The sequence below is a fragment of the Pseudomonas sp. ES1 genome, from assembly GCF_050586605.1.
In the GTDB taxonomy this organism is placed as follows: Bacteria; Pseudomonadota; Gammaproteobacteria; order Pseudomonadales; family Pseudomonadaceae; genus Aquipseudomonas; species Aquipseudomonas sichuanensis.
This window is the reverse complement of sequence record NZ_JBOBDM010000055.1, coordinates 1-24,291: the sequence shown is the minus strand read 5'-3', so window position 1 is coordinate 24,291 and position 24,291 is coordinate 1. Positions and strand designations below refer to the sequence as shown.

15 protein-coding genes are annotated in these 24,291 nt (G+C 66.2%); 11 read left to right on the top strand and 4 right to left on the bottom strand.

The features are described 5' to 3' along the window. Window positions 1-105: 105 nt before the first annotated feature. The 9 genes from ACQ4N9_RS20875 to ACQ4N9_RS20835 all read left to right on the top strand — a co-directional run bounded on the left by ACQ4N9_RS20875 (window position 106) and on the right by ACQ4N9_RS20835 (window position 13,840). Window positions 106-273, top strand: coding sequence for a DUF6026 family protein (locus tag ACQ4N9_RS20875; RefSeq protein WP_167409825.1), 168 nt, complete (start codon window positions 106-108; stop codon window positions 271-273). Between the two features lie 479 nt (window positions 274-752). Continuing rightward, window positions 753-2,312 carry a glycogen synthase GlgA gene (gene glgA / locus ACQ4N9_RS20870; protein WP_390967831.1) on the top strand — a complete coding sequence of 520 codons (1,560 nt, stop codon included), beginning with the start codon at window positions 753-755 and terminating at the stop codon, window positions 2,310-2,312. 14 nt (window positions 2,313-2,326) lie between these two features. Beyond that, a complete protein-coding gene (gene treZ / locus ACQ4N9_RS20865) occupies window positions 2,327-4,069 on the top strand; it encodes a malto-oligosyltrehalose trehalohydrolase (RefSeq protein WP_390967830.1) in 1,743 nt (580 codons plus the stop codon). Continuing rightward, on the top strand, window positions 4,066-6,135 hold the full coding sequence (gene malQ, locus ACQ4N9_RS20860) for a 4-alpha-glucanotransferase (RefSeq protein WP_390967829.1): 2,070 nt from the start codon (window positions 4,066-4,068) through the stop codon (window positions 6,133-6,135). Before treZ ends, malQ begins: the two co-directional genes overlap by 4 nt. Then, window positions 6,132-8,906, top strand: coding sequence for a malto-oligosyltrehalose synthase (locus ACQ4N9_RS20855; protein WP_430933619.1), 2,775 nt, complete (start codon window positions 6,132-6,134; stop codon window positions 8,904-8,906). The genes malQ and ACQ4N9_RS20855 overlap by 4 nt, the downstream gene beginning before the upstream one ends. A 17-nt stretch (window positions 8,907-8,923) precedes the next feature. Continuing rightward, window positions 8,924-9,166 carry a DUF2934 domain-containing protein gene (locus tag ACQ4N9_RS20850; protein WP_390967827.1) on the top strand — a complete coding sequence of 81 codons (243 nt, stop codon included), beginning with the start codon at window positions 8,924-8,926 and terminating at the stop codon, window positions 9,164-9,166. 154 nt (window positions 9,167-9,320) lie between these two features. Continuing rightward, entirely contained in the window at window positions 9,321-11,474 is a 2,154-nt protein-coding gene (glgX, locus tag ACQ4N9_RS20845; RefSeq protein WP_390967826.1) for a glycogen debranching protein GlgX, read from the top strand. A gap of 164 nt (window positions 11,475-11,638) precedes the next feature. Then, window positions 11,639-12,433 carry an endonuclease/exonuclease/phosphatase family protein gene (locus ACQ4N9_RS20840; protein WP_125858169.1) on the top strand — a complete coding sequence of 265 codons (795 nt, stop codon included), beginning with the start codon at window positions 11,639-11,641 and terminating at the stop codon, window positions 12,431-12,433. 330 nt (window positions 12,434-12,763) lie between these two features. Continuing rightward, a complete protein-coding gene (locus tag ACQ4N9_RS20835) occupies window positions 12,764-13,840 on the top strand; it encodes an autotransporter domain-containing protein (RefSeq protein WP_390967825.1) in 1,077 nt (358 codons plus the stop codon). A gap of 85 nt (window positions 13,841-13,925) precedes the next feature. On the opposite strand, the gene glgB is transcribed toward ACQ4N9_RS20835, so the two are convergent. From glgB to ACQ4N9_RS20820, 3 genes are all read right to left on the bottom strand, one after another. Then, window positions 13,926-16,136 carry a 1,4-alpha-glucan branching protein GlgB gene (gene glgB / locus ACQ4N9_RS20830; protein WP_390967824.1) on the bottom strand — a complete coding sequence of 737 codons (2,211 nt, stop codon included), beginning with the start codon at window positions 16,134-16,136 and terminating at the stop codon, window positions 13,926-13,928. A gap of 177 nt (window positions 16,137-16,313) precedes the next feature. Next, a complete protein-coding gene (treS, locus tag ACQ4N9_RS20825; RefSeq protein ID WP_390967823.1) occupies window positions 16,314-19,631 on the bottom strand; it encodes a maltose alpha-D-glucosyltransferase in 3,318 nt (1,105 codons plus the stop codon). Between the two features lie 144 nt (window positions 19,632-19,775). Then, a complete protein-coding gene (locus ACQ4N9_RS20820; protein WP_390967822.1) occupies window positions 19,776-21,794 on the bottom strand; it encodes an alpha-1,4-glucan--maltose-1-phosphate maltosyltransferase in 2,019 nt (672 codons plus the stop codon). Between the two features lie 139 nt (window positions 21,795-21,933). On the opposite strand from ACQ4N9_RS20820, the gene ACQ4N9_RS20815 reads away from it, so the two are divergent. After that, a complete protein-coding gene (locus tag ACQ4N9_RS20815; RefSeq protein WP_390967821.1) occupies window positions 21,934-22,095 on the top strand; it encodes a hypothetical protein in 162 nt (53 codons plus the stop codon). 112 nt (window positions 22,096-22,207) lie between these two features. Continuing rightward, the gene (locus ACQ4N9_RS20810) at window positions 22,208-22,483 is read left to right on the top strand and encodes a phosphopantetheine-binding protein (protein WP_125858163.1); all 276 of its coding nucleotides are present in this window, start codon (window positions 22,208-22,210) and stop codon (window positions 22,481-22,483) included. Here the strand turns inward: ACQ4N9_RS20810 and ACQ4N9_RS20805 are convergent. Next, on the bottom strand, window positions 22,425-24,128 hold the full coding sequence (locus tag ACQ4N9_RS20805) for an AMP-binding protein (RefSeq protein WP_390967820.1): 1,704 nt from the start codon (window positions 24,126-24,128) through the stop codon (window positions 22,425-22,427). The two genes, ACQ4N9_RS20810 and ACQ4N9_RS20805, sit on opposite strands and share 59 nt — an antisense overlap. Between the last annotated feature and the right edge of the window lie 163 nt (window positions 24,129-24,291).

Sequence of the window (24,291 nt, the reverse complement as noted above, 5' to 3'; positions counted from 1 at the left end):
CGATAAACAAAAAAGTTCCCATGGCCAGGGAAAGAATTCAGAATGCGCGCCGCGTGAAGCGACTACGCTTTGATTTGTCACCAGCCAGCCCTGCGAGGTGTGCTCATGGGTACCCTGATGCCTGCCACTCCCACCCAGACCCTCTACGTGTCCGTACGCCGTGATGAACTGCGCCAGCTGAAGGACGAACGTGACCAGCTGCGCCAGCAAGTGGCGCACTTGAACCAACTGCTGGAACAGGCCCGCCTGCAAGGCAAGCCCGCCAGCCTCTGAGTCACCGCCCCTGCGCAGGGAGCCGAGCGGCTCCCCGCCCTGCCCGTTTTCACCCCCCGCCCTACCCGCCGACCAGGCACTTCCCTACCTGTACAAATTTTGTAACACCCGCCAACGTTTGCGGGGACGAACGGTCAGCAGAAAGATGACCAGCAAGTCACAAGAATGTCGTTTCGTCCCCTACACTCCAGATTCGGCCCGCGTTTTGCTCGGAAAAAGTGACGTAAAAAAGTCGAACTTTCCGAAATGCGGGCAGGTCAGGAGCTAAGTAGGCCAACGCAAAGGGACTTCCTCACGCCAGGCCCACCCACCCCCACCCGTCTACACGCTTTTCGGCCGGATTGCCGAGCGTGCCGTGCCTGCGCGCACCGATATCGGGCAAGGACCGCACTACGAAGATGCACCACCGATCAGAGAGAACCAGCACGAAATAACGCAACGGGTGCCCGCACCCGCAAAAACAAGGGACGGAGAGAAGTATGATCAGTGCCGCTGTCGAACCTCACGTAGATGCATTCAAATCGGATAGCCGCGAGCCGCTGCCACCCAGCCTCGCCCCGACAGTCAAGGCACCCGGCGCCCAGCGCCAGCACAACCCCAACAAGCGCAAGGTCCTGTTCGTCACCTCGGAAATCGCCGACCTGGTCAAGACCGGCGGCCTGGGCGACGTGTCCGCCGCCCTGCCACGGGCTCTGGCCCACCTGCACGATGTGCGGGTGCTGATCCCCGGCTACCCCCAGGTGATGGAGAGCGACAACCCCATCCATATCGTCGGTGAACTGGGCGGCCACGCGGCACTGCCACCGTGCAAGATCGGCCGCATGGACCTGGCCGACGGCCTGGTGATCTATGTGCTGATCTGCCCCGAGTTGTACCAGCGCGAAGGCACCCCCTACGGCGCCAACAACGGCCGCGACTGGCCAGACAACCATATCCGCTTCGCCCGCCTGGGCCTGGCCGCCGCAGAAATTGCCGCCGGTGAAGGCATGGCCCACTGGCGCCCCGACCTGGTGCACGCCCACGACTGGCCGGCCGGCCTGGCCCCGGCCTACATGCACTGGCGCGGGCTGAGCACCCCGACCCTGTTCACCATCCACAACCTGGCCTACCAGGGCGTGTACAGCCGCGCCTGCAGCCCGGAGCTGGCGATCCCCGACCACGCCATGCAACAGGAAGGCATGGAGTTCTACGGCAAGCTGTCGTTCCTCAAGGCGGGCCTGGCCTACTCCAGCCACATCACCACGGTGAGCGCCACCTACGCCCGGGAAATCACCACCCCCGAGTTCGGCTGCGGCCTCGACGGTTTCCTCGCCAGCAAGGCCCAGCAAGGCTTGCTCGGCGGCATCCCCAACGGCATCGACGAGAGCTGGGATTCGGCCACCGACGGGCACCTGGTGCACAACTTCAGCCTCAATGACTGGGACGGCAAGGCGCGCAACACCCAGCAGGTACGCGAGCTGTTCGGCCTGGACGCGTCCAAGGGGCCGCTGTTCGCCGTGGTCTCGCGGCTGGTCTACCAGAAAGGCCTGGACCTGACCCTGGGCGTGGCCGACTACATCGTCGAGCAAGGCGGCCAGATCGCCATCATCGGCCGTGGCGAGCCCGAGGAAGAACAGGCCATGCGCGAGCTGGCACTGCGTCACCCGGGCCGCATCGGCGTGCGCATCGGCTTCAACGAAACCGATGCCCGGCGGATGTTCGCCGGCAGCGATTTTCTGCTGATGCCATCGCGCTATGAGCCGTGCGGGCTGAGCCAGATGTACGCGCAACGCTTCGGCTCACTGCCGGTGGCGCGCAATACCGGCGGGCTGGCCGACACCATCGAGAACGGCGTCACCGGGTTCCTGTTCAACGACTCGACCCTGGACAGCTACCGCGAAGCGCTGAGCCGCGCCTTCTATGTGTATGGCAAAAAGCACCTGCTCAACGCCATGCGCTGCCTGTCGATGACCCAGCCCTTCAACTGGTGCCAGGCGGTGGAACCCTACGCGCGGCTGTATGAGGACCTGGTCAAGCAGACCCAGATCGCCCATTACTGAGCGGAGAGCGGACGATGCACAGGCATGGCGCGCAAGTAGTGGACGCCACGTCGGCGCGCTTTGCCCTCTGGGCGCCGGATGCGCGCAGCGTGAGCGTGGAAGTCGAGCGGCAGCCCGCCGTTGAGCTGTCGCCCGTTGATGACGGTTGGTACGTCGGCGTTGCCCCCTGCCAGGCCGGTGAGCGGTATCAGCTGCGGATCGACCGGCAGCTCAAGGTGGCCGACCCGGCTTCGCGCTATCAGCCCGAGGGCGTGCAGGGGCCGAGCGAGCTGGTGGACCTTGCCGACTATCCGTGGCAACACCCCTGGCAGGGCCGCCCGTGGCACGAGGCGGTGATCCAGGAGCTGCACGTCGGCCTGCTCGGCGGTTACCGCGGCGTGGCCGAGACGCTGCCACGCCTGGCCGCGCTGGGCATCAGTGCCATCGAGCTGATGCCGCTGGGCCAGTTCCCCGGTGAGCGTAACTGGGGTTATGACGGCGTGCTACCGTTCGCCCCGCAGCACAGCTACGGCACGCCGCAGGAGCTGTGCGCACTGATCGACCAGGCCCACGGCCACCGCCTGATGGTGCTGGTGGACGTGGTCTACAACCACTTCGGCCCGGACGGCAACTACCTGCACCAGTACGCCAGCCCGTTCTTTCGCCAGGACCGGCAGACGCCCTGGGGCGCGGCCATCGATTTTCGCAGGCCAGCGGTGCGCGAGTACTTCATCCAGAACGCGCTGATGTGGCTGTGCGACTACCGCTGCGACGGCCTGCGCCTGGATGCAGTGCACGCCATCGACCAGCCGGACTTCCTCGTCGAACTGGCGCAGCGGGTGCGCGCGGCGGTAGCGCCGGGCCGGCAGATCTGGCTGGTGCTGGAAAACGAACACAACCAGGCCGCGCTGCTGGAACAGGGTTTCGACGCCCAGTGGAACGACGACGGCCACAACGCCTTGCACGTGCTACTGACGGGCGAAACCGAAGGCTACTACGCCGACTACCAGCAGCGGCCGATCGAGCAGCTGGCACGCTGCCTGGCAGAAGGCTTCGTGTTCCAGGGCCAGGCCAACCGCCATGGCACGCCACGGGGCGAGCCCAGCGGCCACCTTGCGCCCAGCGCGTTCGTGCTGTTTTTGCAAAACCACGACCAGGTCGGCAACCGCGCCCTGGGCGAGCGCCTTACCCGCCTTTGCCCGCCGCAGGCCCTGCGCGCGGCCACCGGGCTGTTGCTGCTGGCACCGATGATCCCGCTGCTGTTCATGGGCGACGACGACGGCAGCTGCAAACCGTTCCTGTTTTTCACCGACTTCCACGACGCGCTGGCCGATGCCGTGCGCGAGGGCCGGCGTGGTGAGTTCGCCCACTTCGACGCCTTCGCCGACCCCGCCAGACGCGCACAGATCCCCGACCCCAACGCCGAAACCACCTTCGAACGTTCCCGGCCGCAGCACAAGGACGTGCTGGCCGGCTGGCACGGCCTCTATCAACAGCTGCTCGACCTGCGTAAACGCCACCTCATCCCGCACCTGCCCGGCACCCGCGCACTGGGTACCGAGGTGCTGGGCGACAAGGCGCTCACCGCGCGCTGGCGCCTGGGCAACGGCCAGCAGCTGCGTATCGACCTCAACCTCGGCGCCCAGCCCCAGGCCGCGCAACTGCCGGCCCAGGCGCTGCGCCTGTACGACAGCAGCGACAACGCCCACCCCGACTCGACACTTGCCGCGCACAGCTGCGTGGTCAGCCTGCTGCCCCCCGAACCGGAGACGCCATGAGCGAACAGCCCCTGCACCGCCTGGCCGCCCGCGTCGGCCTGGCCCGCGACTGGATCGACGCCAACAACCGCCCGCAGCAGGTCAGCGACGAGGTGCTGCGCCATGTGCTGCAAGCCCTTGGCCACCCCGCTGACGACGACCAGGCCATCGCCAGCAGCCTGCGCCTGGTCGAGCAGGCCGAAGACAGCGAACACCTGCCCCCGCTGCTGACCGTCGATGTCGACCAGCCCCTCGGCCTGCAACGTTGGTTCAGCGCCGGCAGCCAGGTGCACTGCACCCTGGAGGACGCCAGCCAGCGCACGCTGGTGCTGGACGCCCAAGCACGCCTGCCGGGTGGGCTGCCGACTGGCTATCACCAGTTGGCCATCGACGGCCGCACCTTCACCCTCGCCGTGGCGCCGCAGCGCTGCCACGCGCTCGAAGATGCCATTAGCGAACCGCCACCGCGCTGCTGGGGCCTGGCGGTGCAGTTGTACAGCCTGCGCCGCCCCGACGATGGCGGCTATGGCGACTGCCTGGCGCTGGAGCAGCTGGCGCGCAGTGCCGCCGAGCGCGGCGCCGATGCCCTGGCGATCAGCCCGATGCACGCGCTGTCGGCCTTCGACCAACAGCACTTCAGCCCCTATTCACCGTCCAGCCGGCTGTTGCTCAACGCGCTGTACGCCAGCCCCGCAGCCCTGCTGGGCGAACGCGCCGTGCGCATGGCCATCGAGGCCTGCGGGCTTGCGCAGACACTGGAAGACCTGCAGCAACAGCCGCTGGTGGACTGGCCACGCGCCGCCAAGGCCCAACAGCGTTTGCTCGAAGCGCTGTACCAGGACTTCAGCCAGGGCGACCACCCGCTGCGCGCAGACTTCGCCAGTTTCCGCGAGGCCGGCGGCGAACGGCTCGAACACCATTGCCGTTTCGAAGTGCTGCAAAGCGAGGCGGTGGACCAGGGCCTGGGCGCCGATTGGCGCAACTGGCCAAAGGCCTGGCACGACCCCTACCACCCGGAAGTCGAAGCCTTCGCCGCCGCCTACCCGGCCCGTGTCGAATTCCACGCGTTCTGCCAGTGGCTCAGCGAACGCAGCCTGCAACGCGCCCAGGACGCGGCGCGCAGCAACGGCATGGCGATCGGCCTGATCGCCGACCTGGCGGTGGGCGCCGACGGCGCCGGCAGCCAGGCCTGGAGCCGCCAGGACGAGCTGCTGGCCGACCTCAAGGTCGGCGCGCCGCCCGACATCCTCAACCGTGCGGGGCAGGACTGGGGCATCTGCGCCTTCTCCCCCGAAGGCCTCAAGCGCAACGGCTACCGCGCCTTCATCGAGATGCTGCGGGCCAACCTGGCCCATGCCGGCGGCCTGCGCATCGACCATGTGATGGGCCTTCGCCGGCTGTGGCTGATCCCCCGTGGCGCCACTGCCCGCGAGGGCGCCTACCTCAACTACCCGCTCGACGACCTGCTGCGCCTGCTGGCCCTGGAATCGGTACGGCACCAGGCGATCATCCTTGGCGAGGACCTGGGCACCGTGCCCGAAGGCCTGCGCGAGCGCCTGGCGGCCAAGGCCGTGCTGGGCATGCGCGTGCTGCCCTTCGAGCAGGATGCGCCCGGCCGCTTCAAGCCGATCCTCGATTGGCCGGACAACGCCCTGGCCACCACCGGCACCCATGACCTGGCGCCACTGGCCGGCTGGCTGCAAGCCCGTGACATCGACTGGCACAACCGTCTGCAACTGATCGACGCCACCACCGAAGGGCACTGGCGCGACACCCGGGCACTGGAGCGCGACGGCTTGCGCCGCACCCTGGAGCACAACTACGGCCCGTTGGCGGACGACAGGGCGTTGGTTGACGCGGCGATCCGTTACGTCGGCCACACCCGCGCCCCCTTGGTGCTGGTGCCACTGGAAGACCTGCTGGGCTGCGACGAGCAACCCAACCTGCCCGGCACCACCGCTGGCCACCCCAACTGGCGGCGCCGCTTCAAGGCCACGGCCCTCGAGCTGCTCGACGACGAAGACGCAGCGCGGCGCCTGGAGCTGTTGGCCCAGGCCCGCGAACAAGCCTGGGAGCGTGATCGATGAAGGCGCTGACCGCCACTCTGCGCCTGCAGCTGCACAGCGACTTCACCCTGGATGACGCGACGCCGTTGGTGCCCTACTTCGCCCAGCTCGGCATCAGCCATGTGTATGCCTCGCCGATCCTGACTGCCCGTGCAGGCTCGCGCCACGGCTACGACGTGGTCGACCCGACCCGGGTCAACCCCGAGCTGGGCGGCGAGGCCGCGCTGGAGCGCCTGGTGGCTGCCTTGCGCCAGCACGGCATGGGCCTGATCCTCGACACGGTGTCCAACCACATGGCCGTGGGCGGCGCCGACAACCCCTGGTGGCAGAGCCTGCTGGCCTGGGGCCGGCGCAGCCCCTATGCAGAGTTCTTCGATATCCAGTGGCACTCCAGCGACCCGCTGCTGGCCGGGCAACTGCTGTTGCCGTTCCTCGGCAGCGACTATGGCGTGGCGCTGCTCAACGGCGACATGCCCCTGACCTTCGACGCCGAGCATGGCCGGTTCGAGGTCGCCCATCACGCGCATCGTTTCCCGATCTGCCCGCTGGACTACGGGCGCATTCTCGGCCGTGCCGAAGACCCACGGTTGCAGGCCCTGGCGCAACACTTCAGCGCGCTGCACGAGGCCGCCGAACCGCTGGCCGACGCCATGGCGCTGCACCGCGACCTGGCCCTGGTGGTCGACGCCGGGGCCAGCCTCGAAGGCGCCCTGGCCGCCTTCGACAGCCGCACCGAAGCCGGCTTCAAGCGCCTGCACCAGTTGCTGGAGCGCCAGACCTACCGCCTGGCCAGTTGGCGCACCGCCGCCGACGACATCAACTGGCGGCGTTTTTTCGACATCAATGAACTGGGCGGCCTGCGGGTGGAGCGTGCGCTGGTGTTCGAAGCCACCCACGCCAAGCTGTTCGAGCTGATCGAGCGCGGGCTGGTGGATGGCTTGCGCATCGACCATATCGACGGCCTGGCCGACCCGCGCCGCTACTGCCGCAACCTGCGCCGGCGAGTCGACGGGCTGCTGGCGAGCCGACCGCTGCAGGCGGGCGTGGAACACTTCCCGATCTACGTCGAGAAAATCCTCGGCGCCGATGAACACCTGCACCGCGACTGGCTCACCGACGGCACCACCGGCTACGAGTTCATGAACCAGGTCTCGCTGCTGCAACACGACCCGGCGGGCGAAGCACCGCTGACCGAGCTGTGGAGCACCGTCAGCGAACGGCCGGCGTTTGCCGAGGAAGTGCGCCAGGCTCGCCACCTGGTGCTCAACGCCGGCCTGGCCGGCGACTGCGAGTCGGTGGCCCTGGCCTTGCTGCAGGTGGCCCGCGACGACCTGATGACCCGCGACCTCACCCTCGGTGCCATCCGCCGCGCGCTGCAGGCGCTGGCCGAGCACTACCCGGTGTACCGCACCTACATCAACGCCTGTGGCCGCCCGGCTGAGGACGAGGGGTTCTTCCAGCAAGCCCTCGCTGACGCCCGTCAGTCATTGAGCGAGGCCGACTGGCCGCTGCTCGAGCACCTGGCGCAGTGGCTTGGCGGCCAGCCCTGGCGGCGCCTGCCCCCGGGCCGACCACGCAAGCACCTGCGTCACGCCTGCGTGCGCTTCCAGCAACTGACCGCGCCAACCGCCGCCAAGGCCGTGGAAGACACCGCCTTCTACCGCAGCGCCCGGCTGTTGTCGCGCAACGATGTGGGCTTCGAGGCCGAGCGTTTCAGTGCCGCCCCTGAATGGTTTCACACGCAAGCCCAGCGCCGCCTGCGCGACTTCCCCGACAACCTGCTGGCCACCGCCACCCACGATCACAAGCGTGGCGAAGACTGCCGGGCGCGCCTGGCGGTGCTCAGCGAGCGCGGGGCCTGGCTGGCCAGCCGGGTGGAGCACTGGCGCGAACTGGCGGCGCCGCTGCGCGAGGCGCTGGAGGATGGCGCCGCGCCCGGCCCGGGTGATGAGCTACTGCTGTGGCAGACCCTGCTCGGCAGCTGGCCGCTGGCGCTCGACCTGCATGACGCCAACGCACTGCGCCACTACGCCGAGCGCATCGGCGGTTGGCAACAGAAAGCCCTGCGCGAGGCCAAGCTGCGCAGCAGCTGGGCGGCGCCGAACGAGGCTTATGAACAGGCCTGCGCCGCCTATGTGAACGGCCTGCTGCTGGACGCGCAGAACCAGCAGCTGCGCCAGTCGCTGCACGAGGCGGCGCGGCAGATCGCCTGCCCCGGCGCGCTGAACAGCCTGGTGCAATGCCTGCTGCGCATGACCACGCCGGGCGTGCCCGACCTGTACCAGGGCAACGAGTACTGGGACTTCAGCCTGGTCGACCCGGACAATCGACGCCCGGTGGACTACGCTGCAAGGCGTGCCAGCCTGGACGCCAGCACGCCCCTGGCCGAACTGCTCGGCCACTGGCAGGACGGGCGCATCAAGCAGGCACTGATCGCCCGGCTGCTGGACTGTCGCATGAGCCACCCCGAACTGTTCCGGCGTGGCGCCTACCTGCCGCTCAACGTGCAGGGGCGCCACGCCGACAAAGTGCTGGCCTTCGCCCGCCTGGGCGAGGAGCAGCGCGCCATCGTTGTCGCACCACGGCTTGCCAGCAGCTTGCTGGGTAACGCCACAACCCCATTGATCCCGGCACAGAACTGGGACGATACGCGGCTGATCCTGCCGTTTGCCTTGTCGCCTGCCAACTGCTCGGGACTTTTCGGTGGCGGTGCTGTCAGCCCTTCAAAGGAGCTGAAGTTGAGCACCGTACTGGGGGAGTTTCCGGTCAACGTGTTGATTGATCATGCCTAACTGCATTCAGGAGCGTCGTGATGAGTGTCGAAGAGAAACGTGTTCGCGAATTCGCCTATCAAATCTGGGAATCGGAGGGCAAGCCGGCGGGCCAGGAAATCCGCCACTGGGAGATGGCCCGCAAGCTGGCCGAGGCTGAAGCGTTAGCGCCCAAGGCCGCACCGCGCAAGAAGGCGGCGGCCAAGCCGAAGGCGGCGAATGTGGAGAAGCCGGTGGCGGCGAAGAAGCCGAGGACAGTGAAGAAGCCTGCCGCAAGCTGAGTGCTGTGCCGGCCCCTTCGCGGGTAAACCCGCTCCCACAGGATCACCATTAGCCTTGGGTGTGATGGAGAACCTGTGGGAGCGGGTTTACCCGCGAAAGAGCCGGCACCGATCCTCTGATGGATCCCCCTCCCCCCGCACCACGAGGACCGCCATGAGCCCCCGCACCCCGAAGAAAACCCGCTCCGTCGCCCCGTCGCGCATCCGCGAAGGCATGCCCTTCCCTCTGGGCGCCACCTGGGACGGCCTGGGGGTCAACTTCGCCCTGTTCTCGGCCAACGCCACTAAAGTCGAACTGTGCCTGTTCGATTCAACCGGCGAACAGGAGCTCGAGCGCATCGAGCTGCCCGAGTACACCGACGAGATCTACCACGGCTACCTGCCCGACGCGCACCCTGGCCTGGTCTACGGCTACCGCGTGTATGGCCCGTATGAACCGCAGAACGGCCACCGTTTCAATCCCAACAAACTGCTGATCGACCCCTATGCCAAGCAACTGGTCGGCACACTGAAATGGTCCGAGGCCCTGTTCGGCTACACCATCGGCCACCCCGACGACGACCTGTCGTTCGACGAGCGCGACAGCGCGCCCTTCGTGCCCAAATGCAAGGTCATCGACCCGGCGTTCACCTGGGGCCGCGACCAGCGTGTGCAGATCCCCTGGGAGCGCACCATCATCTACGAGGCGCACGCCCGCGGCATCAGCATGCGCCACCCGGCGGTGCCCGAGGCGCTGCGCGGCACCTTCGCGGGCCTGGCCAACGACGAACTGCTCGGGCACATCAAGGCGCTTGGGGTATCGAGCATCGAACTGCTGCCGATCCATGCCTTCGTCAACGACCAGCATCTGCTCGACAAGGGCCTGAACAACTATTGGGGCTACAACAGCATCGCCTTCTTCGCCCCGCACCCGCGCTACCTGGCCAGCGGCAAGATCGCCGAGTTCAAGGAGATGGTCGCGCACCTGCACGACGCCGGGCTGGAAGTGATTCTGGACGTGGTCTACAACCACACCGCCGAGGGCAACGAGCGCGGCCCGACCCTGTCGATGCGCGGCATCGACAACGCCTCGTACTACCGCCTCAAGCCCGACGACAAGCGCTTCTACATCAACGATTCCGGCACCGGCAACACCCTCGACCTGAGCCACCCGTGCGTGCTGCAACTGGTCACCGACTCGCTGCGCTATTGGGCTGGCGAGATGCACGTGGACGGCTTCCGCTTTGATCTTGCGACCATCCTCGGCCGCTACCACGATGGCTACAGCGAACGCCACGGTTTCCTCGTGGCCTGCCGCCAGGACCCGATGCTCAGCCAGGTCAAGCTGATCGCCGAGCCCTGGGATTGCGGCCCCGGCGGCTACCAGGTGGGCAACTTCGCCCCCGGCTGGGCAGAGTGGAACGACCGTTTCCGCGACACCGTACGCGGCTTCTGGAAAGGCGACGAAGGCATGCTCGCCGACTTCGCCGCGCGCATCACAGCCTCCGGCGACCTGTTCAACAACCGTGGCCGGCGGCCCTACGCCTCGGTCAACTTCGTCACCGCCCACGACGGTTTCACCCTGCGCGACCTGGTGTCGTACAACGACAAGCACAACGAGGACAACGACGAGAACAACCAGGACGGCACCAACAACAACCTGTCGTGGAACTGCGGCGTCGAAGGCCCGACCGACGACCCTGCGATCAATGCCCTGCGCATGCGCCAGATGCGCAACTACTTCGCCACCCTGCTGCTGGCCCAGGGCACGCCGATGATCGTCGCCGGCGACGAGTTCAGCCGCACCCAGCACGGCAACAACAACGCGTATTGCCAGGACAGCGAGATCGGCTGGGTCAACTGGGAACTGGACGAGGACGGCAAGGCCTTGCTGGCCTTCGTCAAGCGCCTGACCCGCCTGCGCCTGGCCTATCCGATGCTGCGCCGCTCGCGCTTTCTGGTGGGTGACTACAACGAGGCGATCGGGGTCAAGGACGTCACTTGGCTGGCCCCGGACGGCAGCGAGATGACCGTGGAGCAGTGGGAAGACCCGCACGGGCGTTGCCTGGGCATGCTGATGGACGGCCGCGCCCAGGTCAGCGGCATTGCCCGCCCCGGGGCCGAGGCGACCCTGCTGCTGATCGTCAACGCCTACCACGACGTGGTGCCGTTCAAGCTGCCGGCGGTGCCGCAGGGCGAGTACTGGAGCTGCCTGGTCGACACCGATCGGCCGGAGCTGCGCAAGCCGCAGCATCTGCAGTTCGACACGGTGTTCGAGGTGCAGGGGCGGTCGTTGCTGTTGATGGTGTTGCAGCGGGAGGAGGACTGAACCTGGCAACGGACGGGCGGTCCTAATCCGTAGCCATGATCACCAAAATACCCGCGAAGACCACACTACGGTGCATGGCACGGGCTACGCCCGTGTTCGCGGCGGTTCGACGGCTCGATGAACCCGCTCCCACAAGAATCGTGTAAATCGCTACAGGAGTCCCTGTGAACCCCGAAGCCGGCAGTCCAGGTTTCGCCAGCGTCAGCCAGGCCCCGGCCGTGCACCGGGTCAAGGTGCTGACGGTCAATACCCACAAGGGTTTCACCGCCTTCAACCGGCGCTTCATCCTGCCGGAGCTGCGCGAGGCGGTGCGCAGCACCCAGGCCGATATCGTGTTCCTGCAGGAAGTGCTGGGCAGCCACGACCGCCACGCCAGCCGCTACCCCGGCTGGCCGCAGACCTCGCAGTACGAATTCCTCGCCGACAGCATGTGGAGCGACTTCGCCTACGGGCGCAACGCGGTGTACCCGGACGGCCACCACGGCAACGCGCTGCTGTCCAAGTACCCGATCATCGAACACCGCAACCTCGACGTGTCGATCACCGGCCCCGAACGGCGCGGCCTGCTGCACTGCGTGCTCGACGTGCCCGGGCAAGCACCGGTGCATGCCATTTGCGTGCACCTGTCGCTGCTGGAAAGCCATCGGCAAAAACAGCTGCAACTGTTGAGCAAGTTGCTCGATGCACTGCCCGCCGATGCCCCGGTGATCATCGCTGGTGACTTCAACGACTGGCAGTTGCACGGCAATCGCACCCTGGGCCGGCAACAGGGCCTGCATGAAGCCTTCGAACGCCATCACGGCCTGCTCGCCCGCACATATCCCGCGCGCCTGCCACTGCTGCGCCTGGACCGTATCTACCTGCGCAACGCCGACAGCCATGGGCCGAAGATCCTCGGCCACAAGCCCTGGACACACCTGTCCGATCATCTGCCGCTGGCCGTGGAAGTGCGCCTGTAGCAACGATTCGGCATAGCCGCCCGGCGAGCAATCACCATTGACGATATGGCCTTGCCAATTCTGTACAAATTCAATGGCTTGAATTACTCAACGAACCCTTACCAAAGCCTTCACATATTCTTGACGCAAGCCCTGTCCTCTCCTTAGCTGAACAGAACCAACAGACGTAAAGATTCGTGCCGGGCCTCTAGCTCGCGCCTTTGTGCGCGCTCAAGCAGGCTGGCGCGCTGGTTTGGGTCGCCCCTGTTTTTGTCGTACAGCCCGTGACATCAGGCCAGATTGCTCGGCTGTTCAACGTGCTGTCCAACACATAACAACAGGAGATCCGCCATGAAAAGCACCTCGAACCCCCTGCGTTTCGAAGCTTTTTTCTGCGCGGTTTCCACGTCGCTGCTCTTGGCAACCCCGGTGGAAACCTTCGCCTTCGAACTGCAGGAGGGCGAACCCTTCGCCCGGTTCCTGGAACAGCCCGAGGTCCCGCAACTCTCCCTCGACCCGTTGAGCGTCAATGGCCTCAACCAGGGGATGCTCTCGGCATTTTCCACGCAGATGAGCGAGCGCCACGGCCCGCTGGCCAGCGACATGATCGCCAGCCAGTGGGCGCAGTTCTTCCCCGGCGCGCCACGGCCAACGACCCAGGCGCCGGCGCAGCTGGAGGCGCCCAGCCAGCAGTTGATGATCGGCCCCGACCTGTTCGTGCGCGAAACCAGCGCAGGCAACGTTCACCGTGCCGGGATCTTCGTCGGCCACAACAACCTGCAGAGCAGCTTCAACGGCATGCGCCCCTTGCTCGGTGACAAACAACGCAATGCGGTGAACCTCAGCGGCGAGAGCCTGGGCGTGTACTGGAGCATGACCCATGAGCAGGGCTGGCACGTGGACGCCGTGGCCATGGGCACGCGCATCGACGTCAATGGCCGCTCCCAGACCGGCCAGCGAGTGGACGACAGCGGCCATGCGATGACCTTCTCGGTGGAGGGCGGCTTCCCCATCGGCCTGGGGGGCGGCTGGGTGATCGAGCCCCAGGCGCAGTTGATCAACCAGCAGTTCTTCCCGGGCAGCCAGGTGCAGGAGGAAACCTTGCAGGCGTTCGACAGCCAGCCAAGCTGGAGCGGCCGGGTCGGTGCCAAGCTGTCGGCGCGCTACGAAGTGCGCGGCATGCCGATCGAACCCTATGTGCGCACCAACGTCTGGTATGACTTCAGCAACAGCGACTCGGTGAAGCTGGACCAGGTCGACAAGATCTCCAGCTCGCGCAGTTCGACCTCGGTGGACCTGGGGTTGGGGCTGGTGGCGCGGGTCACGCCGAACGTGGCGCTGTTCGTCAGTGCCGATTACAGCAGCGATGTGGATGACAATGATCTGAATGGGCTGATTGGCAGCCTGGGCGTGCGGATGCGCTGGTAGAAGCTCGCACTGTGCCACCCCATCGCACTGTAGGAGCGCCCTTTCGCGACACAAGGCCGCTCCTACAGAGAGGGTGTGACGGCTATCAGGCTGGTTTCATCACCAACACCCCCAGCGGCGGCAGGTTCAGCGCCAGCGACAGTGGCTGCCCATGGCTGGCAATGTCATCGCTGGCCACCGCCCCCAGGTTGCCCACGTTCGACCCGGCATACAGCCCGGCATCGCTGTTGAGCAACTCTTGCCAACGTTCGCCGAACGGCACGCCGATCCGGTAGCCCTCGCGCGGCACCGGGGTGAAGTTGGCCACCACCAGCAAGGGTTCGCCCTGGCTGCTCCAGCGCAGCCAGGCGTACACGCTGTTGTGCGCATCGTCGCCGATCAGCCATTGGAAGCCCTGGGGCTGGCAGTCCTGTTCGTGCAGTGCCGGCTCTTCGCGGTACAGCCGGTTGAGGTCGCCGACCAGGCGCTGTACTCCTTGGTGCTCGGGGTATTGCAGCAGGTACCAGTCCAATTGGCTGTCGTGGTTCCACTCACGCCACTGGCCGAACTCGCAGCCCATGAACAGCAGCTTCTTGCCCGGGTGGGCCCACATGAACGCGAGGTAGGCGCGCAGGTTGGCGAACTTCTGCCAGCGATCGCCGGGCATCTTGTCGATCAGCGAGTGCTTGCCGTGCACCACCTCGTCGTGGGAGATGGGCAGGATGAAGTGCTCGGAGTAGGCATAGATCAGCCCGAAGCTCATCTCGTTGTGATGGTAGGTGCGGTGGATCGGGTCGTTCTGGATGTAATGCAGGGTGTCGTGCATCCAGCCCATGTTCCACTTGTAGGCAAAGCCCAGGCCGCCCTGTTGCGTGGGCTGGCTGACGCCGGGCCAGGCGGTGGACTCCTCGGCGATGATCAACGCGCCCGGTGCCTCGTGGGCCGCGACGCCGTTGAGGTGGCGGATGAAGTCGATGGCTTCGAGGTTCTCGCGCCCGCCATGGCGGTTGGGCACCCACTCGCCGGCCTTGCGCGAGTAGTCGCGGTAGAGCATCGAAGCCACGGCATCGACGCGCAGGCCGTCGATGTGGAAATGCTTGAGCCAGTGCAGCGCCGAGGCCAGCATGAAGCCGCGCACCTCGTTGCGGCCGAGGTTGTAGATCAGCGTGTTCCAGTCCTGGTGGAAGCCTTCCAGCGGATTGTCGTACTCGTACAACGCGGTGCCGTCGAAGCGCGCCAGGCCGTGTTCGTCGGTGGGGAAATGCGCCGGTACCCAGTCGAGGATCACGCCGATGCCGCCCTGGTGGCAGGCATCGATGAAGAAGGCGAAATCTTCCGCCGTGCCGTAGCGTGATGTCGGGGCGAACAAAGACAGCGGCTGATAGCCCCAGGACCCGCCGAACGGGTGCTCCATGATCGGCATCAGCTCGATATGGGTGAAGCCCAATTCCTGCACGTAAGGCACCAGGCGTTCAGCCAATTCGCGCCAGTTGTAGAAGCGCGCGACCTCGCCGGTATCGTCCAGCTCGCAGCGCCAGGAGCCGGCGTGCAGCTCGTAGATCGACAGCGGTGCGTTGTAGGCGTGGCGCTGGGCGCGCTGCGCCATCCATTGCTCATCGTGCCAGTCGTGGGCCAGGGCGCCGGCCACCTTCGAGGCGGTACTCGGTGGCAGCTCGGTGGCGCGGGCCAGCGGGTCGGCCTTGAGTGGCAGCACACCCTCGGCGCCGAGCACTTCGAACTTGTAGGTTTCGCCGACACCCAGGCGCGGTACGAACACTTCCCACACCCCGGCGCTGTGGCGCAGGCGCATGGGGTGGCGGCGGCCGTCCCAGTTGTTGAAGTCGCCCACCACCGAAACCCGCCTGGCGTTGGGCGCCCACACCGAGAAGCACACGCCGTCGATGCCGTCGGCCTGGGTCGGTTGCGCGCCGAAGCGGCCGGACAGGTCGCGGTGGTTGCCCTCGGAGAACAGGTACATGTCCATGTCGCCCAGTTGCGGGCCGAAGCTGTAAGGGTCTTCGGTCACCTGCTCGCCCCCGGCCCAGCCGATCTGCAGCAGGTACGGCTGGGCATCGTTGATGTGCGCGGTGAACAACCCTGGCAGGCGCTGTTGCTCCATTTCAGCGAGCACGTGCCCGCCATCGCGCGCCAGCACGCGCACATTCAGGGCGTTGGGCAGGAAGGCCCGGATAAACTGACCGCCTGCACCATCGGGGTGCGGGCCGAGCACGGCGAACGGGTCGGCGTGCGTGGCGCTGGCAAGGGCGTCCAGGTCCCGTTGCCGAAGGCTGCCGTTGTCACGCGTGGTTGCATTCATCTCACTGCCCCTTTCCATATATTCAAGCGTCATGTGGCCACTTGTCGGCGCCTCTTGTGGGAGCGGGCTTGCCCGCGAACACCGGCACAGCCGGTGCCATGCACTGAGTCGCCTGGTTCGCGGCGGTTCGGCACACCGATGACCCCGCTCCCACAGTGATCGCTCAGTGCAAAAACTTCATGACTCCCCCCAGGTGCTGATCAACCCATGCAGGCCATGCAAAGGCACGGCCAGCCAGCTCGGCCGGTTCTCGGCTTCGTAACTGATTTCGTAGGCGGCTTTTTCCAGGCAGAACAGTTCCAGTGCGGCGCGCTCGCCCTCGGCCTGCTGCCAGGCATGGGGCATGGCGGCGGTGGCCAGGCCATAGGCTTCGACGAAGGCGTGACGCGACTGGTGCAGGTACTGCCGGGCAACCCGCTGACGGGCCTGGCGCGCCGCGTCGGAGAGGTCTACCGCCGAGGCGCTGCGCAGGATCATGGCAGCAGCATAGTCGAAGGATCGCAATACGCCGCTGACATCCTTGTATGGGCTGTGTCTGGCCCGGCGCTCGTCCAGCGGCCGCGCCGGTTCGCCCTCGAAATCGATCAGGTAGGCATCGCCCTGCACCACCAGCACCTGGCCCAGGTGCAGGTCGCCGTGCACACGCATCAACAACCCGCCCTGGGCCTGGCGGGCCAGGTTGTCGATGTGCTGCCGCAAGCCTTGGCGTTGTTGCTGCAGGTCGTCGACCAGAGCCTGGCTGTCACCGTCCAGGCTGTTGCGGTGCTGGGCCAGCAGGCCCAGGGCATGCTCGAGCTCGGTGCTGATCTGCCGGCGCCAGCGCTCGCTGTCGCGGGCATCGCTCAGCCGCGGTTGGAACGCTTCATCATCGGTGGGCGCCGCCAGCAGCAGGTGCATCTCGCCCAGGCGCTGGCCCAGCAAGGCGGCGAAGCCGGTGAGTTCGGCCAGGGCGTCGGTGTGCGCCTCCTGCTCGTTGCGGGTCGGTTCCATCTCGTCGCGGATCGCCCGTTCCAGGGTGTTCTGGGTCCAGTCCCAGGCATCGCCCTGGTTGCTCAGGTAGCCCTGGGCGATCATCAGAAGGGTTGATTGATCGCTATCGTCGACGCGGCTGACCCAGGCCAGCAAAGGCGAGATATTGGCAAAGCCGGCAGCAGTGAGGTAGGCGCTCATCTCCAGCTCCGGGTGGATCCCCGGGTTGACCCGGCGGATCAGCTTGAGCACCAGGCTGCCGCCCACCACCACCGAGCTGTTGGATTGCTCCGCGCCCAGGTAGCGCACTTCGCTCTGTTCATCGAGCGCCAGCGCCGCCAGTTGCTCGGTGCACTGGAAGCGCAGTTCGCCCAGGCCGTCGCCACAGGGCAGGCGCAGGCCGTCCTGGCAGCCGCGCAGCAGCGCACGGATGAAAGGCTCGAGGACAAAGGCATCGGTGATAAGCCCCACCTGACGACCACGGCGCACCCGCGATAGCGCCAGTTGCTGGGGCAGCGCGGCGTTGATCTGCTCCTCGGGCAACAACCCGAACGGCAGTTGGTAATGGGTCACCACCCCGTTGCTGTGCACCTCCAGCTCGCCGAGCAATGCCGGCAAGGTCGCGGTGGCGAAGCGGACGCCGTAACGCAGGCGTACCTGGTCGATCGGCCCTTCCTTGCCGGCGAACCAACGGCGCTTGGGCAGGTACTGGGGCAGGATCGCGCTTTCCAGGGTGCCCCGGGACGGCGCTTCGAGCAGCTCTTCCATGCGCTTGCGCAGCACCAGGGTGGTCAGCTCGGGCAGGCCTTCGGTGGGCTGCACATGCCAACTGGGCATACGGTCGTGGGCGGCCAGCAGGAACCAGTAGAAACCGTATGGCGCCAGGGTAAGCAGGAACGGCAACTGGCCAATGGGCGGGAACGCGCTGCCACCGAGCATCTCCACCGGCACCCGTTCGGCGTACTGCGAAAGCTCCAGCTCCGCGGCCTGGGCGGCGCGCGAGACGTTGGCCACGCACAGCACCACTTCACTGTTGCCCTCGGCATCGGTGTACTCGCGGATATAGGCGAGGATGCGCCGGTTGCTGGGGGTGAGCATTTTCAAGGTGCCACGGCCAAAGGCCTTCTGCTGGTTGCGCACCGACAGCAGGCGGCGGTTCCAGTTGAGCAGCGAGTGCGGGTCGTGGGCCTGGGCCTCGACGTTGATGGTCTGGTAGCCGTACAGCGGGTCCATGATCGGGGGCAGCACCAGGCGCTGCGGCTCGGCCTTGGAGAAACCGCCGTTGCGGTCCGGCGACCACTGCATGGGGGTGCGCACGCCGTCGCGGTCGCCCAGGTAGATGTTGTCGCCCATGCCCAGTTCATCGCCGTAGTACAGCGTGGGCGTGCCGGGCATCGACAGCAGCAGGCTGGTCAGCAGCTCGATGCGCCGCCGATCGCGCTGCAGCAAGGGCGCCAGGCGGCGGCGGATGCCTAGGTTGATGCGCGCGCGACGGTCTTCGGCGTAGTAGTTCCACAGGTAGTCGCGCTCGCGGTCGGTGACCATCTCCAGGGTCAGCTCATCGTGGTTGCGCAGGAAGATCGCCCATTGGCAGTTGGCGGGGATCTCCGGGGTCTGGCGCAGGATATCGGTGATCGGGAAGCGGTCTTCCATGGCCAGGGCCATGTACATGCGCGGCATCAACGGGAAGTGGAAGGCCATGTGGCATTCATCGCCCTCACCTTCGCCGAAATACGGCCGGGTGTCCTCCGGCCACTGGTTGGCCTCGGCCAGCAGCATGCGGTCGGGGTAGTTGGCGTCGATCTCGGCGCGGATCGCCTTGAGCACGGTGTGGGTCTCAGGCAGGTTCTCGTTGTTGGTGCCGTCGCGCTCGATCAGGTAGGGGATAGCGTCCAGGCGCAGGCCATCGACGCCGATGTCGAGCCAGAAGCGCATCACCCCGATCACGGCCTTGAGCACCTGCGGGTTGTCGAAGTTCAGGTCCGGCTGGTGCGAGTAGAAGCGGTGCCAGAAGTACTGGCCGGCCACCGGGTCCCAGGTCCAGTTGGACTTTTCGGTGTCGAGGAAGATGATCCGGGTGCCGTCGTACTTCTGCTCATCGTCCGACCACACGTAGAAGTCCCGGGCTTTGCTGCCGCGCTTGGCGTGGCGGGCGCGCTGGAACCAGGGGTGCTGGTCGGAGGTGTGGTTGATGACCAGTTCGGTGATCACCCGCAGGCCGCGTTTGTGGGCCTCGGCGATGAAGCGTTTGGCGTCGGCCATGCTGCCGTAGTCAGGGTGCACGGCTTTGTATTCGCCGATGTCGTAGCCGTCGTCGCGCCGTGGCGAGGGGTAGAACGGCAGTAGCCAGAGGGTGTTGACGCCAAGTTCGGCGATGTAGTCGAGCTTGCTGATCAAGCCGGCGAAATCGCCGATGCCGTCGTTGTTCGCGTCGAAGAACGATTTCACGTGCAGCTGGTAGATCACCGCGTCCTTGTACCAGAGGGGATCGTCGATGAAGGCTGCCGGGCGGGAACGCTTGGCCATGTGCGACTCCTTTCGGTTCTCGGTTTGACGCGCCCCCTGTGGGAGCGGGTTTACCCGCGAAACAGACTCCGCGGTGTGTGGCACCGGCGTTGCCGGTGTTCGCGGTGGTCCGGCACTCCGGTAAACCCGCTCCCACAAAATCGCTTACCCCATCCGTTCAATGCGCCAGATGCCGAACGGCTGGTGCCAGGGCTCTATGCGCATCCACTGGGTCTTGCCGTGCCAGGTCCAGCGCTTGCCGGTCATCAGGTCCTCGCCCTGGGTGTCGGCGTTGTCATCCAGGCCCAGCTCCCACAGTGGCAGCTCGAAGCTGGCCTCCTGGGCGTTGTGCGGGTCGAGGCTGATGGCGACGAGGATGTAGTTGTCGCGCTCGGCGGTGCGCTTGGCGAAGTACAGGATCTGGTCGTTCCAGCAGTTCAGAAAGAGCACGCCCAGGTGAGTCTGCAGGGCACGGTTGTGCCGGCGGATGCGGTTGAGCTGGGCGATTTCGGCGACGATATTGCCGGGCTGGTTGAAGTCGCGCGGGCGGATCTGGTACTTCTCCGAGTCCAGGTATTCCTCCTTGCCGGGCAGCGGCGTGCCTTCGCACAGCTCGAAGCCCGAATACATGCCCCACAACCCTGAGCCCATGGTCGCCAGCGCGGCGCGGATCAGAAAGCCTGCGCGACCTGAGGTGTGCAGAAAGAACGGGTTGATGTCCGGCGTGTTGACGAAGAAGTTGGGCCGATAACACAAGCTCCACGGCGGCTGGTTGAGTTCTTCGAAATACTCGCGCAGCTCCTGCTTGCTGTTGCGCCAGGTGAAGTAGGTGTAACTCTGGGCGTACCCCACCTTGCCCAGCCGCGCCATCATCGCCGGGCGGGTGAAGGCTTCGGCGAGGAAGATCACCTCGGGGTGCTGGCTGCGCACATTGGCGATCAGCCATTGCCAGAACGGCAGCGGCTTGGTGTGCGGGTTGTCGACGCGGAAGGTCTTGACCCCCTCCTCGACCCAGCCGACCACCACGTCGCGCAGAGCCAGCCACAGGCTGGGCACCGCCTCGGGGGCGTAGAAATCGACGTTGACGATGTCCTGGTATTTTTTCGGCGGGTTCTCGGCATAGCGGATGGTGCCGTCGGGGCGCCAGCTGAACCAGCCGGGGTGCTCCTTCAGCCAGGGGTGGTCCTGGGAGCACTGGATGGCGAAGTCCAGGGCGATCTCCAGGCCGTGTTCGGCGGCGGCGGCCACCAGGCGGCGGAAGTCTTCGCGGCTGCCCAGCTGTGGGTGGATGGCATCGTGGCCGCCTTCGGGGCTGCCGATGGCGTAGGGGCTGCCGGGGTCGCCAGGATCGGCCTGCAAAGCGTTGTTGCGGCCCTTGCGGTGTTGCATGCCGATGGGGTGAATGGGCGGGAAGTACAGCACGTCGAAGCCCATGTCGCGGATCATCGGCAGGCGCTGATGCACGTCGTTGAAGGTGCCGTGGCGCTCGGGGTCATCGGTGACCGAGCGAGGGAACAGCTCGTACCAACTGGCGAACAACGCGGCTTCGCGGTCCACGTCCACGGGGAACTCGGGGCTGCGGGTGAGGTAGCTGCGGTGCTCGGCCTCGCTCATCAACCGGGCGACATCGGGGTGCAGCAGCTGCGCGACCTGGTCATCCACCGACAAGCCCGGCAGGCGCTGCTGCAAGGCTTGCAACTGCTCACGCAACGGGCCGTCGCTGCGCTGGATGCCCTGCTCCAGCAGCAGACGGCCCTCTTGCAATTCGAGCTGCACGTCCTGGCCTGCGGCGTACTTCTTCTCCAGGTCGTGGCAGTAGGTGGCGAACGGGTCGATCCAGGCTTCGATGCTGAACAGGTGCAGGCCCAGCTCGCTGGGGGTGAAGTCGGCCAGCCACAGATCGTTGCCCGGCGAATGCATGGCCACAGCGTGCCAGCCAGGGCTGTGGGCCTGACGCCAGTACAGCATCACCGCCAGGCGGTCGTGGCCGTCGGCGTACACCTTGGCGCTGACATCGACCCTTTGCCCGCGCACTGCCTTGGCGGCGAAGGTGCCGCCGTCGAGCACGGGCGTCGCGTCCTCGATCACGATGCGTGGCGCCAGCAACGCCTGGGAAAGGCTGATGGCCTGGTCCGGGTGGTCGCCTGCCATGGGCACGCTTTCGAAGGGCTCGCTACCTGTCATCGCACTCGCTCCGTGGGGATTGTGGCGGTAAGGGTTCAGAGCCGTGCTCGAGGGTGGGGTTCAATAAAATTGAGCGAATGGCGCCAGGCGTGGGTCCAAGCCTGCGACGCCTCTTCATTCATCCCGCGAGGTCAGGCCCATGAGTATTCCCATTCCACCGGAGACACCCGACCCGAACATCGACGACCCGACATTGCCGCCGCCGGTGCCCGAGGTGGATCCGGACGAAGCGCCGATCAAGCCGAGCGTGCCGCCCACGGTGGGCGACCCGCCGAGCGAGGAGCCGCCGGTGAAAGCTTGAGGATAGACAAGGCTGGGGGTGAGGCTGGCGGGGCACCTGATATTTTTGCCAGTAGCGCAGGCGGGCGAAGCTGGTTAAACAGAGCACTCACCCCCTGACGCCAGCCGCCCTCATGCCCGCCGACGACCGTGTCACCTCGATCCTGCTGTGGATCATTGACGACTTCCTTGAACTCAATGGCAGGCACAAGGCGCTCAGGGCTGGCTATGGCATGGGCGAACTGGGCGCCGACAGCTTCGACATGGTCGAGTTGCAGGCACGGATCGAGGAAGAGCTGCACATCCTGATCGAAACGGAGATTTCCGTCGACGTCACCTTCGATCAATTGCTCAAGCTGGTGCGCCAGGCGATTGATGCCCAGCCGCGGCGCCTAGCTCCTCGACACTGATCTCGCGCATCCTGAACTTCTGCACCTTCCCCGTCACCGTCATCGGGAACTCATCGACGAAGCGGAAATGCCGTGGCGCCTTGAAATGCGCCAGCCGCGCCTTGCACCACTGCTGCAATTCATCAGCCGTGGCGCTGTGCCCAGGGTGCAGGCGAACCCAGGCCACCACCTCCTCGCCATATTTGCTGCACGGAATCCCCACCACCTGCGCCTCGGCTACCGCTGGGTGGGTATGGAAGAACTCCTCCAGCTCACGCGGATAGATGTTCTCGCCGCCGCGAATGATCATGTCCTTGTTGCGCCCGACGATGCGCACGTAACCCTGCTCGTCCATCACTGCCAGATCGCCGGTGCGCATCCAGCGGGCCGGATCGATGGCGTCATGGGTGGCCTGCAGGTTGTCCCAGTAGCCAAGCATCACGCTGTAGCCGCGGGTGCACAGTTCACCGATCTCGCCACGCGGGACGATGCAACCGTCGGCGTCCACCAGCTTGGTTTCCAGCTGCGGCTGGGTGCGGCCGACCGTGGTCACGCGCAGCTCCAGCTCATCATCCGGGCCGGTCTGCAGCGACACCGGGCTGGTTTCGGTCATGCCGTAGGCGATCTGCACCTCGGCCATGTGCATCTGCTCGATGACCTTGCGCATCACCTCGATCGGGCAGGTGGCGCCGGCCATGATGCCGCTGCGCAGGGTCGAGAGGTCCAGCTGCGGGCGCGACGGATGGTCGAGCATGGCGATGAACATGGTCGGCACGCCATAGAGGACGCTGGCGCGCTCTTCGGCCACGGCGCGCAGGGTGAGCTCGGCGTCGAAGGCGTCGTTGGGGTAGACCATGGTGCTGCCGTGGGTGATGCAACCGAGGTTGGCCATGACCATCCCGAAGCAGTGGTACAGCGGCACCGGGATCACCATGCGGTCGTGTTCGGTGAGACCAAGGCTTTCGCCGACCATGTAGCCGTTGTTGAGAATGTTGTAGTGGCTCAGGGTCGCCCCTTTGGGCGCGCCGGTGGTGCCGGAGGTGTACTGGATGTTCACTGGCTGGTCGAACTGCAGGCTGTTCTGACGCTGCTCGAAGATGACCGGGTCGATCTCCCCTGCCCGCCCGGCCAAGGCGGCCCAGGGCAGGAAACCTGTCGGCGCTGCGGCGGCCAGGCTGATTACCCCGCGCAGGTCGGGCAGGCGCTCGCTGTTCAATTGGCCAAGCGCGTGGTTCGCCAGCTCCGGCACCAGCTCCTGCACCATGGCGTGGTAGTCGGAGGTCTTGAACGCATCGGCGCACACCAGCCAACGGCAGCCGGACTGGCGCAGTACATACTCAAGCTCGCCCACCCGATAGGCCGGGTTGATGTTGACCAGGATCGCGCCAACCTTGGCCGTGGCCAGCTGCAGGATGCACCACTGGGCGCAGTTGGGTGCCCAGATGCCGACCCGCTCGCCGCCGGCCACGCCCAGCGCCATCAGCGCCCGGGCGTGCAGCTCGACCTGTGCGGCCAGTTCGCGCCAGCTGTAGCGCAGGCCCTGGTGCCGCACCACCAACGCCTCGCGCTCGGCATGGCGGGCCACGGTGGCGTCGAAGGCCTGGCCGATGGTCAGGGTCAGTAAAGGATGGTCCTGGCGGCCGCGGGTATAGCTTGGTTGAGGCATGGTTGTCCCTTCTTGTGGTTGTTCTGGGCATGACTGAAGCAGGCGGCAATTACTCTGGCGCAGATTTACGTTTACGTAAAGGTGATGATTCGATTGACAGCCCCCGAGAGCAGGTTTACGTTTACGTCAACCACGAACACACCGACCCTGTGGGAGCGGCGGT

Excerpts from the sequence above, each read along its gene's own strand:
- glgB (WP_390967824.1), bottom strand. The coding sequence starts at position 16,136 with ATGAATGCAACCACGCGTGACAACGGCAGCCTTCGGCAACGGGACCTG.
- treZ (WP_390967830.1), top strand. The coding sequence starts at position 2,327 with ATGCACAGGCATGGCGCGCAAGTAGTGGACGCCACGTCGGCGCGCTTT.
- ACQ4N9_RS20815 (WP_390967821.1), top strand. The coding sequence starts at position 21,934 with ATGAGTATTCCCATTCCACCGGAGACACCCGACCCGAACATCGACGAC.
- ACQ4N9_RS20810 (WP_125858163.1), top strand. The coding sequence starts at position 22,208 with ATGCCCGCCGACGACCGTGTCACCTCGATCCTGCTGTGGATCATTGAC.
- malQ (WP_390967829.1), top strand. The coding sequence starts at position 4,066 with ATGAGCGAACAGCCCCTGCACCGCCTGGCCGCCCGCGTCGGCCTGGCC.
- glgA (WP_390967831.1), top strand. The coding sequence starts at position 753 with ATGATCAGTGCCGCTGTCGAACCTCACGTAGATGCATTCAAATCGGAT.
- ACQ4N9_RS20835 (WP_390967825.1), top strand. The coding sequence starts at position 12,764 with ATGAAAAGCACCTCGAACCCCCTGCGTTTCGAAGCTTTTTTCTGCGCG.
- ACQ4N9_RS20855 (WP_430933619.1), top strand. The coding sequence starts at position 6,132 with ATGAAGGCGCTGACCGCCACTCTGCGCCTGCAGCTGCACAGCGACTTC.
- treS (WP_390967823.1), bottom strand. The coding sequence starts at position 19,631 with ATGGCCAAGCGTTCCCGCCCGGCAGCCTTCATCGACGATCCCCTCTGG.
- ACQ4N9_RS20805 (WP_390967820.1), bottom strand. The coding sequence starts at position 24,128 with ATGCCTCAACCAAGCTATACCCGCGGCCGCCAGGACCATCCTTTACTG.
- ACQ4N9_RS20820 (WP_390967822.1), bottom strand. The coding sequence starts at position 21,794 with ATGACAGGTAGCGAGCCCTTCGAAAGCGTGCCCATGGCAGGCGACCAC.
- glgX (WP_390967826.1), top strand. The coding sequence starts at position 9,321 with ATGAGCCCCCGCACCCCGAAGAAAACCCGCTCCGTCGCCCCGTCGCGC.
- ACQ4N9_RS20875 (WP_167409825.1), top strand. The coding sequence starts at position 106 with ATGGGTACCCTGATGCCTGCCACTCCCACCCAGACCCTCTACGTGTCC.